Here is a 14356-nt window from a genome sequence, read left to right as displayed (position 1 = left end):
ATGCTTAGTCAGAGGAAAGACGATAGCCCACCCCTCTCACCGTCTCAATCTCAACCAGGCAACCAGTGGCAGCTAACTTTTTACGAAGCCTCGCCACGTGTACATCAATCACATTGGTTTGTGGGTCAAACTGATAATTCCAGACCGCTTCGAACAACATTGTCCGGGTAACCACCTGACCAGGATGCTCTAACAAATACTTCAGCAGCTGAAACTCTTTAGGTTGCAGTTCAATCTCTTGCTGATGCACAAACAGTTTGTGGGACAATAAATCCAGTTTGAGGTTTTTCATCACCAACTCTGTTACTTGTTGAGTCAGCGATGCGGACTCGGTGCGTCGAATCAGAATCTCCACCCGAGCCAACAACTCAGCCAACGCAAAGGGTTTGACTAAATAGTCATCTCCCCCTTGCTTCAACCCTTTAACACGTTCATCCACACTGTCCAAGGCACTTAAAATAAGCACTGGCACTGAACGACCACTGGAGCGCAAAGCTTGCAACACAGTCAAACCGTCCATTTTTGGTAACATACGATCAAGAATAATGAGATCAAAATTCAGCTCCATTGCCTGAAATAAACCGTCCTGGCCATCTTCAGCAACTTCTGCCAAATACCCCTGCTCCGTTAAGGCTTGTTGCAGGAAGTCACGAGTTGTTCTGTCATCTTCGACAATCAGTATTTTCACGTTCCTAATCTCATTATTTACTGGTTGTGACTGATACCTAAGCGGAGAAACCGAGTCAGTCATGATCCATTACCGGAATCATTTCTCCGTTTTCAGTATCTAGAATCACTTTCCTTCGAACACCTTCCGGAGATATCAGCTTAATTTTGTAATAGCTGACCCCTTTGTCACTCTCTAACTCTACTTCTCTTATCGCGCCAGGATAGTTGGCCTTCACCTTAGCCAATTGATCAATCAGGGAGTACTTGTGCTGCTCCATCAACTCCAGAGCATGCAGCTCAGCTTTATTAAAGCGATTAAACCCGAGTAGCGAAATATTCTCTGTTTCTTTCAGCTCGACATTGCCACTCACCGGACGGTACATCACTTCATAAAGTGTTCCATCCTTAAGATTCACCACTTCGGCGTCGTATACCAATTGCCCTCGGTGTTCATCCAGTTCCAACTCATAAATCAAACCCGGAAATGCATCATTAATGGCAATAAGGGCCGGTTCAACACTCACCGGTGTACGTTTCATTTGAAGTAACTCGGCTTCACCATCCGCCGACACAGGTGTTGAGACAGCAATAAACCCCAACATGGTAGAAACTGAAACAGCGTAGACAGAGACCTTTTTCATCAACATATTCATTTGTGCGCTTCCTAAGTTCTTAATGACAAGGCCAGTCTATAAATCGTCTATTAACCGCGTGATGGATGATAGATTAAATAAAATTAATAATCATGGATAAAAGATGGAAGCCATTAAAGCAGACAAAAAAAACTCCGCACAAGGCGGAGTATAAATTCAACGAAAGGACTCTAGTAATTACTTCGTTGGATCAGAGACGTTATCCATGCATGTTTCGATCGTTATGCATGTTTCGATCGTTATGCATGTTTCGATTGCCCACGCTTAATAAATAGAAAGCGCATCAATCCATTAATAAATCATTTTCTTCGCCCAAAGCTGAGTAAGCGATTGGTAACGAGCACCTAACACACGCGCCAACATATGGATCACATGAGCATCTGGCCCCACCAGAATTCGTGCTTTATTCGATTTCACACCACTGATAATGATTTCAGCCGCTCTTTTAGGCGACGTTTTAGCCAGTTTATCAAAGGTGGAATCGGTTGATTCCCGACATTCACTCTCACCAATACGCGCATTACGGGCAATCTCGGTTTGAATACCCCCAGGGTGAACACAACTCACCTGCACCGGAAGATTATCCAAGATCAGCTCTTGTCGTAAGGCTTCGGTATACCCTCGAACAGCAAACTTCGCTGCGTTATAGGTGCCTTGTTTCGGTACACTGATGATGCCAAACACGCTGGAAATGTTAATGATATGACCATCACCAGAGGCAATTAACTTAGGCAAAAATGCCTGTGTACCGTAAACCACGCCCCAAAAGTCGATATTCATTAACCATTCGAAGTCGGCCATATCGACTTCCACCAGCTTGGCGGATAATGCTACCCCGGCGTTATTAAACACCAGATTAACTTGCCCAAACTCTTTCTCAACATCATCGGCATGTTGGAAAACCGCATTTTTATCAGCAACGTCCAGTGAGTAAGTCTTCACCTTTACCGAGCTATTACTTTGTTGCTCCACCAGAGATTGGGTTTCTTTGAGCCCGACTTCATTCACATCAGAGAGAGCCAACTGACATCCCTCTTTTGCCATCTGTAGCGCCAACGCTCGTCCGATACCTGAGCCCGCACCGGTAATTACCGCCACCTTATTTTTTAGGCTTTTCAATATTCTTCTCCTGAGCCACTAAGTATGAGCCTGCCTACAACAGAAAGGCTCATACCAAAGATGTATTTTTATAATTATATGGGTTTGTTTTTACGGACTGATCGTATCAAGCATTACCTTTGATAAATGCATCAATGTCTGACGCCGACTGCTCAGGAATCTCAATCATTGGCACATGCCCAATATGGGGATAAATCAAAGTACGTGATGTTGGAATCAGCTGATCAAAGATTTCAGAGTTTTTATAGTTGATAACACGATCCTGCTCACCCCACATGATCAACGCCGGAGCCTGAATCTTGGTCAGTTCATCCTTGAAGTTATAGCTGTGTTGATCGGTCTTCAAATGTTCGAAGATTTGCTCATTCAGCGCTTGATTCGCCATTGAGCGCTCGGCGACCACCACAGGAATAGGCCAAGGAACGAAAGGTTTTTCTTCCATCGCAAAGTCCAGCAAGGTGTAGATGTCTTCAACTTTTTTCACAACCAGAGGGTTTTCACCGCGATCCAGATAATCCTGAAGAACACTGCGATGATCAAACACACCCGCAGGGTTCACCAAGCTCACACTTAATGTGCGCTCAGGATGCGTAGCGGCAAAGAGTGATGAAATAGCGCCACCCATAGAGTTACCCACCAGATGCACTTTGGTGAGTTGTTTGGCATTCAGGAAGTTGATTAAGTATTGAACCTGATCATCCAGGTCATGACGCAATGCAGGGTTCTTAGTGCTTTTGCCATGCCCTAACAAATCCACAGCAACGATGTGATAGTCCTCATTAAGGTTTCCAGCAAAACGAATCCAGTTTTCTTTGTTCGCAGCAAATCCGTGAATCAACAGCATGGTAGGCTTACCTTCCGGTTTCGGCCCTTCCAAATAGCTGACCTTAATACCATTGATATCCACTTCCTTTTCCACCAAGTCCGCACGCGACTTCTCCGCCGTCATGGCCATGTCGTACAGTTCGTATTTATAGATGGACCCTAGAACCATATATCCGGTTAACAATACGGCTACCGTCAGTAATCCAATAACTAGCTTTTTCATCTAACTTGTTCTTCCTATTTATTATTTAGTGGCGGCTAATGGAGCCGTTTGATCCGAAACACTGAGCTGATCGCTAGCCTGTGCAGTCGCTTTTGATGGCAGCTCTGACAAAGCTTTCCAGTAGAAACTCTGATCAGGTACGTTACGGGTTTTGAGGCGATAGCTCCAAGTTGATCCCGGCCAGATGGTGAAGTTCTTACCATCGTCTTGCAGATACCAACTCGCACACCCGGAAGACCACACGGTATTTTTCAGCCCCGCCTGTACCCACTCATTAAAGCCAGCTTGTACATCCGGTTTTACTTCCAGGGTTTGTGCGTTTTTGGCTTTCATTTTCTTAAGGCATTCAATCACGTAATGCACTTGAGATTCGATCATAAAAATTACTGAGTTATGACCCAAGCCAGTGTTCGGGCCAACCAGTTGAAACATATTCGGAAAGCCTTTAACCGTAATACCAAAATACGCTTCCGCCCCCTCTTTCCAGGCATCCAACAACTTCATGCCATCCTTACCTTGAATGGTGAAGTTTTTCATATAATTTCTCGGGTCCGCATGAAACCCCGTCCCTAGAATGATGGCGTCTACTTCTCTTTTCTTTCCATCACGCGTCACAATGTGATCTTCACCAATTGACTGAATGCCATCAGTCACCAGTTCCACATTAGATCGGTTGAAGGTAGGTAAGTACCTATTAGAAATCAGAATGCGCTTACAACCGATGGTGTAATTCGGTGTCAGCTTCTCTCGAAGTTCAGGGTCTTTTATGTATTTTCGAATATGGAGCTTCGCCAGCTTGGACAGTAGATTCGCCATTTTGGGGTGCAGAATGGGTAAGAGTCTCGACTCATTCATCCAATACAACATGCTTCGATACATTTTTCGAGCGCCAGGCACGTTGCGGAACATCCACTTCTCGACACCGGTATAAGCGCGCTCATTTCTCGGTAAAACCCAGGCTGGTGTGCGTTGATAGACATACAACTGATCGACCTCTGGTGCAATTTCAGGAACATACTGAATGGCCGATCCGCCGGTACCAATGGAAGCGACTTTCTTCCCTTTCATGTTGAAGTCGTGATTCCACTCTGCGGAATGAAATACTTCCCCTTTAAAAGAATCCAAACCTGGCAGATTAGGTATTGCCGGTACATGCAAAGGTCCGGTGCCCATTACAAAGGTTTGGGTTTTCACCTGATGACCATCGACACTGGTCAGCGTCCAGACCCCTTGAGTCTCATCAAAAACGGCCGACTTCACTTCAAAATTGGTACGAACGTATTTGTTTAAACCGTATTTTTCGGCACAACCAAGCGTGTAATCCTGAATTTCTTTCCAGCCCGAGAACACCTTTGACCATTCAGGGTTCCCTTCAAATGAATAGGAATACAAATGCGATTGGACATCACAAGCACAGCCGGGATAGGTGTTATCTCGCCAAGTGCCACCGATTTGATCCTTCTTTTCAAGCAGAACAAAGTTAGTGATACCCGCTTCTAACAGTTTAATGGCCATACATAAGCCAGAGAAACCTGTACCAATAATGGCTACTTGTACTTGTTCACCGGACATTTCAGTCGGCGTGTGTTGATAGGACATACTCCCTCCACATTTACCTCAATGGTTAATGATTATTCTTCTTATGTTTGCGTTTAACTTCCGTTAAACATGAGTCATTGCTCAAAAGTATAGTTTGCCTTAATCTTGGATGAACAGAATTAAGAATGACCAAAAATTGATAATTTAGGCCAACTACACTTATGTCGACACGATCCCTTATTAGCCTGGTTTCTGCCATTCACAACTTGAATGATATGGGATTGGATTGTTCAGACATCCTTAAAAAGTATGGTTTTTCGATGGATCATCTCGATCCTTTCGGATTAATCGATCGAGCGACAGAGCTGAAAATCTTGCATGAACTGGTGCCTAAGATTGATGACCCCATGTGTGGCCTTAAACTGGGACAAAAATTCAGTCTGGTGGGCTATGGCCCGTTCACGCTGATGTTAATGACAGCCCCTAATGCCTATGAAGCGTGTCGGATGGGAGTTCAGTACCAAGATCTGACCTACCTATACGGTACTATCGAGTTAGACTTGTCACCTAACCAGAGCGGTCTGAATATTTTTGTCTCGCCGCTACCCGACTCTGTCAGAGATTTCCTGATTGACCGGGATATTGCAGGTACGTACCAACTACTCCTCGATATTCTCAAAATCATTAATGAAACAGTGGAATTAAAAGCCGTTTGGATTCCTCATTCTGATAATGGCCTTGCAAAAGAGTATGAGGCGTTTTTTGATTGCCCTGTGATTTTCGACGCCCCCTACAGCCATCTGGAAATCAGTAACGTCAACTTGGGTCAAACCTTTCCACAAGCCAACCCACTCGCATTCAACTTGTATAAATCGCAATGCGATGCGCTTCTGCTGGAACGCGCACAAACCTCGTCCAATCTGGCAGATCAGGTACTCGCCTATCTGGAACTGTTTGAATATCAATTCCCTAAGCTGGAAGAAGTAGCAACCCTGTTTGGCATTTCCCCGCGCAGTTTACGCCGTCATTTAAAAGACGAAGATTCGAGCTTCCAGCAACTTTTAAATCAAATCCGCTTCACCAAAGCCAAAACATTTCTGTCGAAAACACAACTCCCGATTGAAGCCATTGCAGACCGTCTAGGCTACTCAGAGCCTGCATCCTTCAACCACGCCTTCACTCGCTGGTCGGGTAGATCCCCCTCGCACTTCCGGCGATCAAATTAGTGATTTACAAAAAGAGTGATTTACAAAAAGACAATCACAAAGAACCAGTCACAAAAAGTCATCACCATGACCCGTTACCTGCCTCTCCTTAATAGCCTACCCATATGGGCGATCCTTTTTTGAACAACAACCCTCTACACTGAATCAGTCACATAAAAACAATAATAAGCGCGTTTCGACAATATTTAATGTTCCAGCTGGTACCTCTAACACCTAATTAAAATAAAAATAACTGAGGTAAATACAATGAAACACTTACTCAAGAAGTCGCTAACTGCGGCCATTTCAGTCGCGGCGTTAGCTGCACCGATGGCAGAAGCAGGCTATACAGAAACAAAATACCCGATCGTTCTGGTACACGGGATTGCAGGGTTTGACAGTGTCGCCGGTATCGTTGGTTACTTTCATACCATTCCATACAACCTAAAGCGCAGCGGCGCGACTGTCCATGTGGCAAGTGTGTCGGCGTTTGAATCCAGCGAAGTTCGAGGCGCTCAACTGGCGAACCAGATTGTTCCCTGGGCCAATGCTCAAGGCGGTAAAGTTAACCTGATGGGCCACAGCCAAGGGGCACCCACTTCCCGCGTGGCACTGACCTTAAAACCCAACAAAATTGCCTCCATCACGTCTATCGACGGTGTGAATAAAGGTTCAAAAGTTGCGGACGTTATTCGTGGTGTAATTCCGGCAAGTGGAGCCATTGAAGGTGGCGCAGCTGCTTTAGCTAACGCGTTTGGCACCATTGTTAACTGGCTTTCAGGTGCAAATAATCAACAAAATGCTATTAATGCACTTTGGACTTTAACCACACCAGGAACCAATGAGCTTAACGAAACCCACGGCTGGGGCGTTGATACTAATAACTACTGTGGTTCAGGTTCAGAAAACGTCACAGTGAATGGTAACCCGGTGAAACTGTATTCGTGGTCAGGTAAATCCAGCTTCACGAATGTGTTAGATATTCTCGATCCTGCTCAAGCAGTACTGGGCTTAGCATTTGTTGGTCAGGACGTATCCACCAGCGATGGATTGGTTGATATCTGCTCTTCCAAAATGGGGAAAGTCATTGGTACTCATTACGACATGAACCACATGGATGCAGTGAACCACACTCTTGGCATTCGATCTCTTTGGCATGACCCGGTCAGCCAATATCGAGCTCAAGCCAATCGTCTGAAAAACAACGGGCTGTAATAACGGGTGCCAACTTGGCACCAACAATGAGTCAACCTACACAAGTACTTTTGTGCTGAGCACACTTGCCCAGATTTCTGTTGTTGAGAGCTGCCTTATCAAGAGCAATGGTATCGAAAGTACTTGTGTTACGTCATAGAACGAGTTTGAAGACCAATCATCATGAAGAAACTATATCTGATCATCACAACGACCCTCATTGGCGTATTGGTGGGAATTGCAACACTACCGTCGTTGTTAAAAAACTCGGGGAACGATATCTTTCCCCTGGACGCTACTACGCCGACAGTACAGACTGATGAACACAAAACATCTCCGATCAAAAAAGTTCAGCAATTAAACATTAAGGATTTGCCCTCTTCTCCATCAGAACATTACAAAGCACATCCGGATCAGCCTCGTCCGGCTTTTGTCCGACTGGCGCCCTCGCTGAACGGCACTGAAATTGACGGAATACTGTCCACCGACGGAAACAACCAGTTAGTTCTTAATCTGAACGTTCGCGACACATTCGACTATTTTCTTAACACAATTGGCGAAGTTAGTCCGGAAACCGCTATTTCCGAGATCAAAGCCCTGATCAATGCAAGCTTACCGGAACCGGCCAAAACACAAGCCATTAATGCGCTGGAAGACTACCTGACCTATAAAGCGGCGGCCATTGAAGTACTGAATCGTCCACTCGATAAACACGCACAGCAGACTCCGGAATTTCAATATCAAATCCTCGAACAAAGCCTGAATGAACTGCAGCAGCTTCGACAACAATACCTGTCAAACGAACTTAATCATGCGTTCTATTCGGAAGAAAATGCCTTTGCCCAATACACACTCAACACTATGAAAGTACAACTGGACGACACCCTGACAATGGAAGAAAAAACACAGTCATTGATTCTATTGGAAGAAGCATTACCTGAGACCATTCGTACCAGCATGGACCAAATTGCCACGTCACAAGCAGTGGCTGTTCAAGCAGAGAGCCTATATGAATCAGGCAACCGAGATGCCTATGAAGCACATCTGAGAGAATACTATTCTGAAGACATTGTTGAGCAGTCGCTGGCAGACTTCGATCAACAACAGGCCTTTGATCAAACCTACATCACCTATCGCGAAGCCTTAAACCAATACGATGAATCCGAGCTGTCACAAGAAACCCTGGAATCGGTCAAACAGGACTTGAGAAATCAGTTCTTCGAAGGTCACGACCGCTTAATCGCGAAAACCAGAGATAACCTGGAGAAACTCTAAAAAGATGAGACTGAACCCGAAGATGGGAAACACCATAACCATCAAAGACAATAAGTACTCACTTACTTTTTAGGAGAAGCGTCACCCAAGAACAGTGAAGGCATTCTCACGTTTATCAGAAGAATGAAGCGCTGTGTGGGTATTCCGGTGAGATCTTGATAAAATTGGCGAAATAACAATAACAAAAGACCGATAATGTCGGCACAACCAGATAACCTCTATGAACACCCTATCTTCATCACCGCATGAACAGTCCAAACGTATTCAGCATCAATTGCTACGGGGCTTTCGTCGTCTTAAATTTTCGCCAGATCTGGAAACCGAGTTCCAATCTTATCTTGCTAACCTGATTCAGCGTCGCGTCTTTTATGTCAGCCTATTCAGCATGGTGCTGTTATCGCTTTACGCCTGGGTCGACTTTCTGTTTCTGCCGGATCACATCTGGCAATTTACCATTCTGATTCGAGCAGGAATGTTAGTACCGGTGGCCATTCTTGCGTTGGGGCTATTCAACAAAGATCAGAAAACGGGTTATGTGATTCATGCCACCTTTGCCTGCTACGTATTAATGGGTCTAGGGGTCATCTCAATCATCGGTGGTTCTCAACTGGAAGGCTATGACCTTCCCTATGAAGGGCTTTACTCGGTGATTCTATTTGGCTTCTTCTTGCTTGGCCTGCCCTTTAAATTGGTTCTGTTATCAACCTGGGGGATGTGGTGGACCTTCGGTATTATGGAAATTCTTGTGGGACACACAGAAAACCTGCTGCCAGAACTCTTTTTTCTGGCATCAATGTGCGCCATCGGTACTGTTGGGAGTTACCTACACGAACATACCCTAAGAACAAGCTACCTTAAGCATCAACTGATCAAACTGAGTGAACAACAAGCCATCGCCGATAAAGAAGCAAAAACTCAGTTTCTGGCCGCTGCTGGCCACGATTTGAGACAACCCATTAATGCCATCAATCTAATTTCTGAAGCATTGCATCAAGTGGTTGAAGACGATTCGCAAAAACAAATGACACAACGCCTTACAGCCTCCGTGGACATGTTGAATCGATTACTGGACTCATTACTGGAATACAGCCGTCTCGAAATGGGTGAAGTAGAAATTTACTCAGAAGCGGTCGCCGTTCCCGAACTGATTCAGTCGGTACTGCACAGCATGTCTCCACAATTAGATGCCGCTGGCTTGCAAACCAATACCGTGAAACAAACCGATGCAATCATTAAAACCGATGTACTACTGCTTGAACGGGTTATCCGAAACCTTATCAGCAATGTCATTCAGCATTCATCCGCCACGCAATTAACCCTTAACAGTCATAAGAAAAACAAACATGTGCTGATTGAAATTCAGGACAATGGCTGCGGGATTTCAGAAGAACATCTGGATGCCATTTTTGATCAATATTACCAGGTCACGCCTAACCGAGAACGAGGCATGGGACTGGGGTTAAGCATCGTAAAACAGCTGACTCATTTACTGGACATTGAGCTTTCAGTGCATTCCAAACTTGGCCAAGGCACCCGCTTTCAGCTAGCCATTCCTGTGATTCCGGAACCTGTTTTGCTGGCCAAGGAAGACGCATTAATCAGTATTGGATAGCCACTGTATCGACCGGGCCATTCAAATCAAATCAAATAGAATTAATGCTATTGAAATTAATGCTAATGCAATTAATACAAATGAGATTAATCAAAATCAGATAAATGAAATAGCCATAGGTTGAAATACCGGCTAATGACGCCCCCGCTTAAACGAGAATATTCAAGCGGCGGGCAACAGAGACACATTCCGTCCGGTTGTGAACATCCAGCGCCAAAAATAATGCTTTCAGGTGGAACTTAACAGTTGCTTCGGTCAGTTCCAAACGACGACAAATGTGCTTATTGGACATGCCTTCCGCTAACAACACTAACACCTCGGCCTGGCGCTGAGTAATGCGATGTTCTCGGGCAATACTGATACGAACCTGACTGAGCAACGAGTTTTGCTCACCGTTATCCACAGCGACACTGATCAACGGCTGAAGCGACTCACCATTAGCTACTTTCGCAATGGCTTCACGAATTTCAATGCCGTTAGCCGATTTACTTAGAAACCCTTTGGCACCTCTACGCATGGCCTGTCGCACATCATCAGGCTGATTTGAACCGGATAAAATAATGATCGGCACACCGGAGCACTGCGCTTCAATGTGAGACATGATGTGAAAGCCATCCACTTGGGGGAAATGCAAATCCAACAAAATAATGTCGGGCGTTATAGTGCCCAGGATAGTCTCCGCCTCTTCCAAACAGGTGGCCTGATAAACAGACGCTACCGATTCCATCAAAGACAAAGACATACTCAAGCCATCGAGATAAATCTGATGGTCATCAATCAACAACAGATTGAGGCCTTGTTGAGCATGAGCCTTGGAATTCATATATTCACCGATCTATTATTTTTATTATCAGTTGCCAAGGATTACAATTGTACACTGAGCAGGCATATTATCATGTGACTACGTTCAAAAATGGCTTCAAAGGTGAGGTACTTACGATGACTGACAACCAGCCGACCATCAATCAGCCGACCGCCAATCAGCCAATAACCAATCGCAGTGTTTGGCGAAAGCTAAAACGACACTCAAAGCGTATTGGCAAAGAAGCCGTAGAAACCACGCTCAAACTCTATTATTCAGCCAGAGATGATCAAACCCCCGCTTGGGCCAGGACGGTCATCTATGGTGCCCTGATCTATTTTCTGGTTCCGGTTGATGCCATCCCGGACTTTATCCCTGGCGGTTATACCGATGATTTAACCACGCTACTTGCCGCCATTGCGACGGTCAGCATGCACATAAAACCGCTACACAAAGCCAAAGCGAAACAACAAACCCAGCGCTGGTTTAGCGACGAGGAAGAGACTCAGGAAAACACCTAACCTCCCCAGCCATGCTGATGCCAGTCGCCACGCATGTTCTATCGCGGCTAACCAAGTTTCGCAGTGACTAAGACTTTTTCATTGAGTTTACAATTGAGTTAGCAAAAGAGTTCATAGATAATCACCGATCAGAGCACAACCATGCTCAATCCTCTCAACAGACGTAATCCCAAAAGGATTCAAGCGAGTCGAAGGAATTAAGATGCCTCAAGTTAAAGAACTTCTAGAAAAAAACAAACAATGGGCGGCCTCAGTTAAAGAGCAAGACCCTCAATTCTTTGATCGACTCAAACAACAGCAAACACCAGAATACCTATGGATTGGTTGCTCTGATAGCCGGGTTCCTGCTAACCAGATCGTTAACTTGCTACCGGGTGATCTTTTCGTTCACCGAAACGTAGCCAACATGGTGGTACACACGGACTTAAACTGCCTCTCCGTGATGCAATACGCAGTCGACGTGCTCAAGGTAAAACACATTATCGTCACGGGTCACTATGGCTGTGGTGGTGTCCGAGCCTCTATTGAGGAACAAAGATTCGGGCTCATTGATAATTGGCTTCGCCACATTCAGGACGTCTACAAAAAACATCAAAAAGAAATGCAGCAATTTGAAGACTTCGATGTGACCTGTGACCGCCTATGCGAACTGAACGTCATCGAACAAGTGATGAATGTGGTCAGTACCAGTGTTATTCAGGAAGCCTGGGATCGAGGTCAAAACCTCAGCGTTCATGGCTGGATCTACGGCATTGATAATGGGTTGGTGAATGACCTTGATATCACCATTCGTGGGCTGGAAGGCTCCAATGATATCTACGACAAAGCGTTAGCCAAGATACTTAACACCAAAGCCTAACCTTATTGCGATTAAGTAAGCTCTGAACAAACTAAAGACCAACCCGCACTAACCGGTTGGTCTTTTTATGTGGATAAGTTCAGTTCACAGCCCTAACCTTTGGGGCTTTATTGCTGAGATTCTTCACCCAGCAAAGCTTTAAGCCGCGCAGGCAATTCAACCTCAGGATAGTGTTTACGGAATTCCAGCAACTCTTGCTCAGCCTCGCTGAGTTTTCCATTCTCAATCAAGCTATCAATACTCGCTAACCAAGCTTGAGGCGACGGAATTTCAGGTTTCGTTTTCAAATCACGTTGTTGTTTCTTTTGACGCTGAAGAGACGGTGTCTCTTCTTTACGATCCACATCCATCATTTGAACCGCAGCGGGTTGCTGATCCTGCAAGGCTGGCAGCTCTTGTTCAGATATAGACGAAGGTTCAATGGCAGGAAGACGCATCGCAGGAACAGCAGGAAGAACCCCCTCAGAAGACTTCAACTTCATGGCTGGTTTTACTGATTCCGATTCTACAGACTCTATGATTTGAGTCTCTTCCGCCATCTCACTTCCAGCAGAATCCATCTCAAATGAATCTATCGCATTCATTTGTACTTCATCTATTTGTCTGGATTGAAACTGGCTAGGTTCGGCCTGAATAGGTTCGACCTGAATAGGTTCGGCCTGAATAGGTTCGGCCTGGAACGATTCAATGCTATAACCCGTCCCGCTTTTTTCCTCCATCGGAAGATCATCAGAAGGCATCTCCCGATACTCTTGGATAATGGAAGGAGACGGAGCTGGAGCAAACTCAACGTCCAATTTTTGCTGTTGATGTAAATCCAGGATGATTGAGCTGGAGATAACGACCACTGCCGCCGCAGAGAGCGGCCATTGCCAACGACGCCAAGGTGAAATCTTCACTTTTAACGGGCCTTCGGTCTCAGGCGAAGCTGGAGTCTCGTTCACTTGACCTTCCTTCGCCTGCATATCCTTCGCCAGTATTTCATTCGCCAAAGAAAGCACAGCCTGATCCAAATGCTCCGGGGGTAATTCATTAGCGCCTTGCTGATACAAGGCAGACAAATCAATGTCGTCTTTAGAAAGAGGTTTACGTTTAGTCATGATCCCCTCCCGATGCAGTCATCGCCGCCCAATAGTCCGCCAGGCATTGTTTCAATTGAGCTCGGGCGTAACGCAATCGACTCTTAGCCGCTTCAAGTGAAATAGCTACCACATCGGCAATCATCGCCAAAGATAGGTCAGTTTCTTCATTCAACAGAAATACTTCTTGCTGAGCCTGAGGCAACTTCCTGATGCACCCTTTCAGTTGCTCGGATAATTGACGATTCATCTCTTCTTGTTCCGGTCGCCCTAAGGACGAAGTTGAAGAGGCTTGATGCGTATTTTCCTGTGGATGCTCTGGCTCCCCGTTTTCTTCCCATGACTCGACAGGCCTAGCGGCTCTGACATGATCAATCACCAGGTTATGAGCCACGGTGTATACCCAAGTGGTCCATTTGGCCGTAACTTGATAGCGCTCAGAGGATTTGATGATTCGGCTCCACAACTCCTGATAGAGATCCTGCGCCAACGATACATCCTGAATCTGACGACAGAAGTAACGATAGAGGCTGCCCTTGTGACGTTCGTACAAACGTTCAAAAGCCTTCAAATCGCCTTGTTGATAGGCAATCATCAACTGCTCATCACTAGTCTCATCCTGTTTGGAATTCACATCCGCTCCCCACTCGGGTTCAGGCGATTCATTCACATCCATGCGTTAAGGAACCTCTAAAATCATCGTTCTCGTTAATGCTATTTAATCCGGCAGGTTATCCACAAGCAGAGTCATCTGCACACCTGCTATCTAAAAGTGCTTCAT

14 protein-coding genes are annotated in these 14356 nt (G+C 45.5%); 6 read left to right on the top strand and 8 right to left on the bottom strand.

The window, feature by feature from the left end; genetic code table 11:
- Window positions 1–4: 4 nt before the first annotated feature.
- The 5 genes from QQL66_RS12685 to QQL66_RS12665 form a co-directional block, all read right to left on the bottom strand.
- The gene (locus QQL66_RS12685; protein ID WP_284381864.1) at window positions 5–688 is read right to left on the bottom strand and encodes a response regulator transcription factor; all 684 of its coding nucleotides are present in this window, start codon (window positions 686–688) and stop codon (window positions 5–7) included.
- Between the two features lie 55 nt (window positions 689–743).
- Entirely contained in the window at window positions 744–1322 is a 579-nt protein-coding gene (locus QQL66_RS12680; protein ID WP_284381862.1) for a PepSY domain-containing protein, read from the bottom strand.
- A 291-nt stretch (window positions 1323–1613) separates the two neighbouring features.
- Window positions 1614–2441, bottom strand: a complete 828-nt coding sequence (locus tag QQL66_RS12675; RefSeq protein WP_284381861.1) for an SDR family NAD(P)-dependent oxidoreductase — start codon at window positions 2439–2441, stop codon at window positions 1614–1616.
- Window positions 2442–2547: 106 nt separating this feature from the next.
- Entirely contained in the window at window positions 2548–3489 is a 942-nt protein-coding gene (locus tag QQL66_RS12670; protein WP_284381858.1) for an alpha/beta fold hydrolase, read from the bottom strand.
- 21 nt (window positions 3490–3510) lie between these two features.
- On the bottom strand, window positions 3511–5088 hold the full coding sequence (locus tag QQL66_RS12665; RefSeq protein ID WP_284381856.1) for a flavin-containing monooxygenase: 1578 nt from the start codon (window positions 5086–5088) through the stop codon (window positions 3511–3513).
- Window positions 5089–5249: 161 nt separating this feature from the next.
- Here QQL66_RS12665 and QQL66_RS12660 point away from each other — a divergent pair, with 161 nt between their 5' ends.
- The 4 genes from QQL66_RS12660 (at window position 5250) to QQL66_RS12645 (ending at window position 10314) form a co-directional block, all read left to right on the top strand.
- Entirely contained in the window at window positions 5250–6254 is a 1005-nt protein-coding gene (locus QQL66_RS12660; protein ID WP_284381855.1) for an AraC family transcriptional regulator, read from the top strand.
- Window positions 6255–6500: 246 nt separating this feature from the next.
- Entirely contained in the window at window positions 6501–7448 is a 948-nt protein-coding gene (locus QQL66_RS12655; protein WP_284381854.1) for an esterase/lipase family protein, read from the top strand.
- A gap of 162 nt (window positions 7449–7610) precedes the next feature.
- Entirely contained in the window at window positions 7611–8702 is a 1092-nt protein-coding gene (locus tag QQL66_RS12650; protein WP_284381853.1) for a lipase secretion chaperone, read from the top strand.
- A 220-nt stretch (window positions 8703–8922) separates the two neighbouring features.
- Window positions 8923–10314 (top strand): sensor histidine kinase, encoded by a 1392-nt coding sequence (locus QQL66_RS12645; RefSeq protein WP_284381852.1) that lies wholly within the window; start codon window positions 8923–8925, stop codon window positions 10312–10314.
- Window positions 10315–10462: 148 nt separating this feature from the next.
- On the opposite strand, the gene QQL66_RS12640 is transcribed toward QQL66_RS12645, so the two are convergent.
- Window positions 10463–11137 (bottom strand): response regulator, encoded by a 675-nt coding sequence (locus tag QQL66_RS12640; RefSeq protein ID WP_284381851.1) that lies wholly within the window; start codon window positions 11135–11137, stop codon window positions 10463–10465.
- Window positions 11138–11211: 74 nt separating this feature from the next.
- On the opposite strand from QQL66_RS12640, the gene QQL66_RS12635 reads away from it, so the two are divergent.
- Entirely contained in the window at window positions 11212–11637 is a 426-nt protein-coding gene (locus QQL66_RS12635) for a YkvA family protein (protein WP_284381850.1), read from the top strand.
- 202 nt (window positions 11638–11839) lie between these two features.
- Window positions 11840–12496, top strand: a complete 657-nt coding sequence (gene can, locus QQL66_RS12630; protein WP_284381849.1) for a carbonate dehydratase — start codon at window positions 11840–11842, stop codon at window positions 12494–12496.
- Between the two features lie 107 nt (window positions 12497–12603).
- On the opposite strand, the gene QQL66_RS12625 is transcribed toward can, so the two are convergent.
- Together QQL66_RS12625 and QQL66_RS12620 are read right to left on the bottom strand one after the other, a co-directional pair.
- Window positions 12604–13596 (bottom strand): hypothetical protein, encoded by a 993-nt coding sequence (locus tag QQL66_RS12625; protein ID WP_284381848.1) that lies wholly within the window; start codon window positions 13594–13596, stop codon window positions 12604–12606.
- Window positions 13589–14251, bottom strand: coding sequence for a sigma-70 family RNA polymerase sigma factor (locus QQL66_RS12620; protein WP_284381847.1), 663 nt, complete (start codon window positions 14249–14251; stop codon window positions 13589–13591). Before QQL66_RS12620 ends, QQL66_RS12625 begins: the two co-directional genes overlap by 8 nt.
- Between the last annotated feature and the right edge of the window lie 105 nt (window positions 14252–14356).

The organism is Litoribrevibacter albus (genome assembly GCF_030159995.1).
GTDB lineage: Bacteria > Pseudomonadota > Gammaproteobacteria > Pseudomonadales > Litoribrevibacteraceae > Litoribrevibacter > Litoribrevibacter albus.
This window is presented reverse-complemented; position numbering and strand designations above follow the sequence as displayed.

What these genes read in the sequence shown, in the direction of transcription:
- QQL66_RS12680 (WP_284381862.1), bottom strand. Translation starts at nt 1,322, where the DNA reads ATGAATATGTTGATGAAAAAGGTCTCTGTCTACGCTGTTTCAGTTTCT.
- QQL66_RS12670 (WP_284381858.1), bottom strand. Translation starts at nt 3,489, where the DNA reads ATGAAAAAGCTAGTTATTGGATTACTGACGGTAGCCGTATTGTTAACC.
- QQL66_RS12665 (WP_284381856.1), bottom strand. Translation starts at nt 5,088, where the DNA reads ATGTCCTATCAACACACGCCGACTGAAATGTCCGGTGAACAAGTACAA.
- QQL66_RS12660 (WP_284381855.1), top strand. Translation starts at nt 5,250, where the DNA reads ATGTCGACACGATCCCTTATTAGCCTGGTTTCTGCCATTCACAACTTG.
- QQL66_RS12655 (WP_284381854.1), top strand. Translation starts at nt 6,501, where the DNA reads ATGAAACACTTACTCAAGAAGTCGCTAACTGCGGCCATTTCAGTCGCG.
- QQL66_RS12650 (WP_284381853.1), top strand. Translation starts at nt 7,611, where the DNA reads ATGAAGAAACTATATCTGATCATCACAACGACCCTCATTGGCGTATTG.
- QQL66_RS12645 (WP_284381852.1), top strand. Translation starts at nt 8,923, where the DNA reads ATGAACACCCTATCTTCATCACCGCATGAACAGTCCAAACGTATTCAG.
- QQL66_RS12640 (WP_284381851.1), bottom strand. Translation starts at nt 11,137, where the DNA reads ATGAATTCCAAGGCTCATGCTCAACAAGGCCTCAATCTGTTGTTGATT.
- can (WP_284381849.1), top strand. Translation starts at nt 11,840, where the DNA reads ATGCCTCAAGTTAAAGAACTTCTAGAAAAAAACAAACAATGGGCGGCC.
- QQL66_RS12625 (WP_284381848.1), bottom strand. Translation starts at nt 13,596, where the DNA reads ATGACTAAACGTAAACCTCTTTCTAAAGACGACATTGATTTGTCTGCC.
- QQL66_RS12620 (WP_284381847.1), bottom strand. Translation starts at nt 14,251, where the DNA reads ATGGATGTGAATGAATCGCCTGAACCCGAGTGGGGAGCGGATGTGAAT.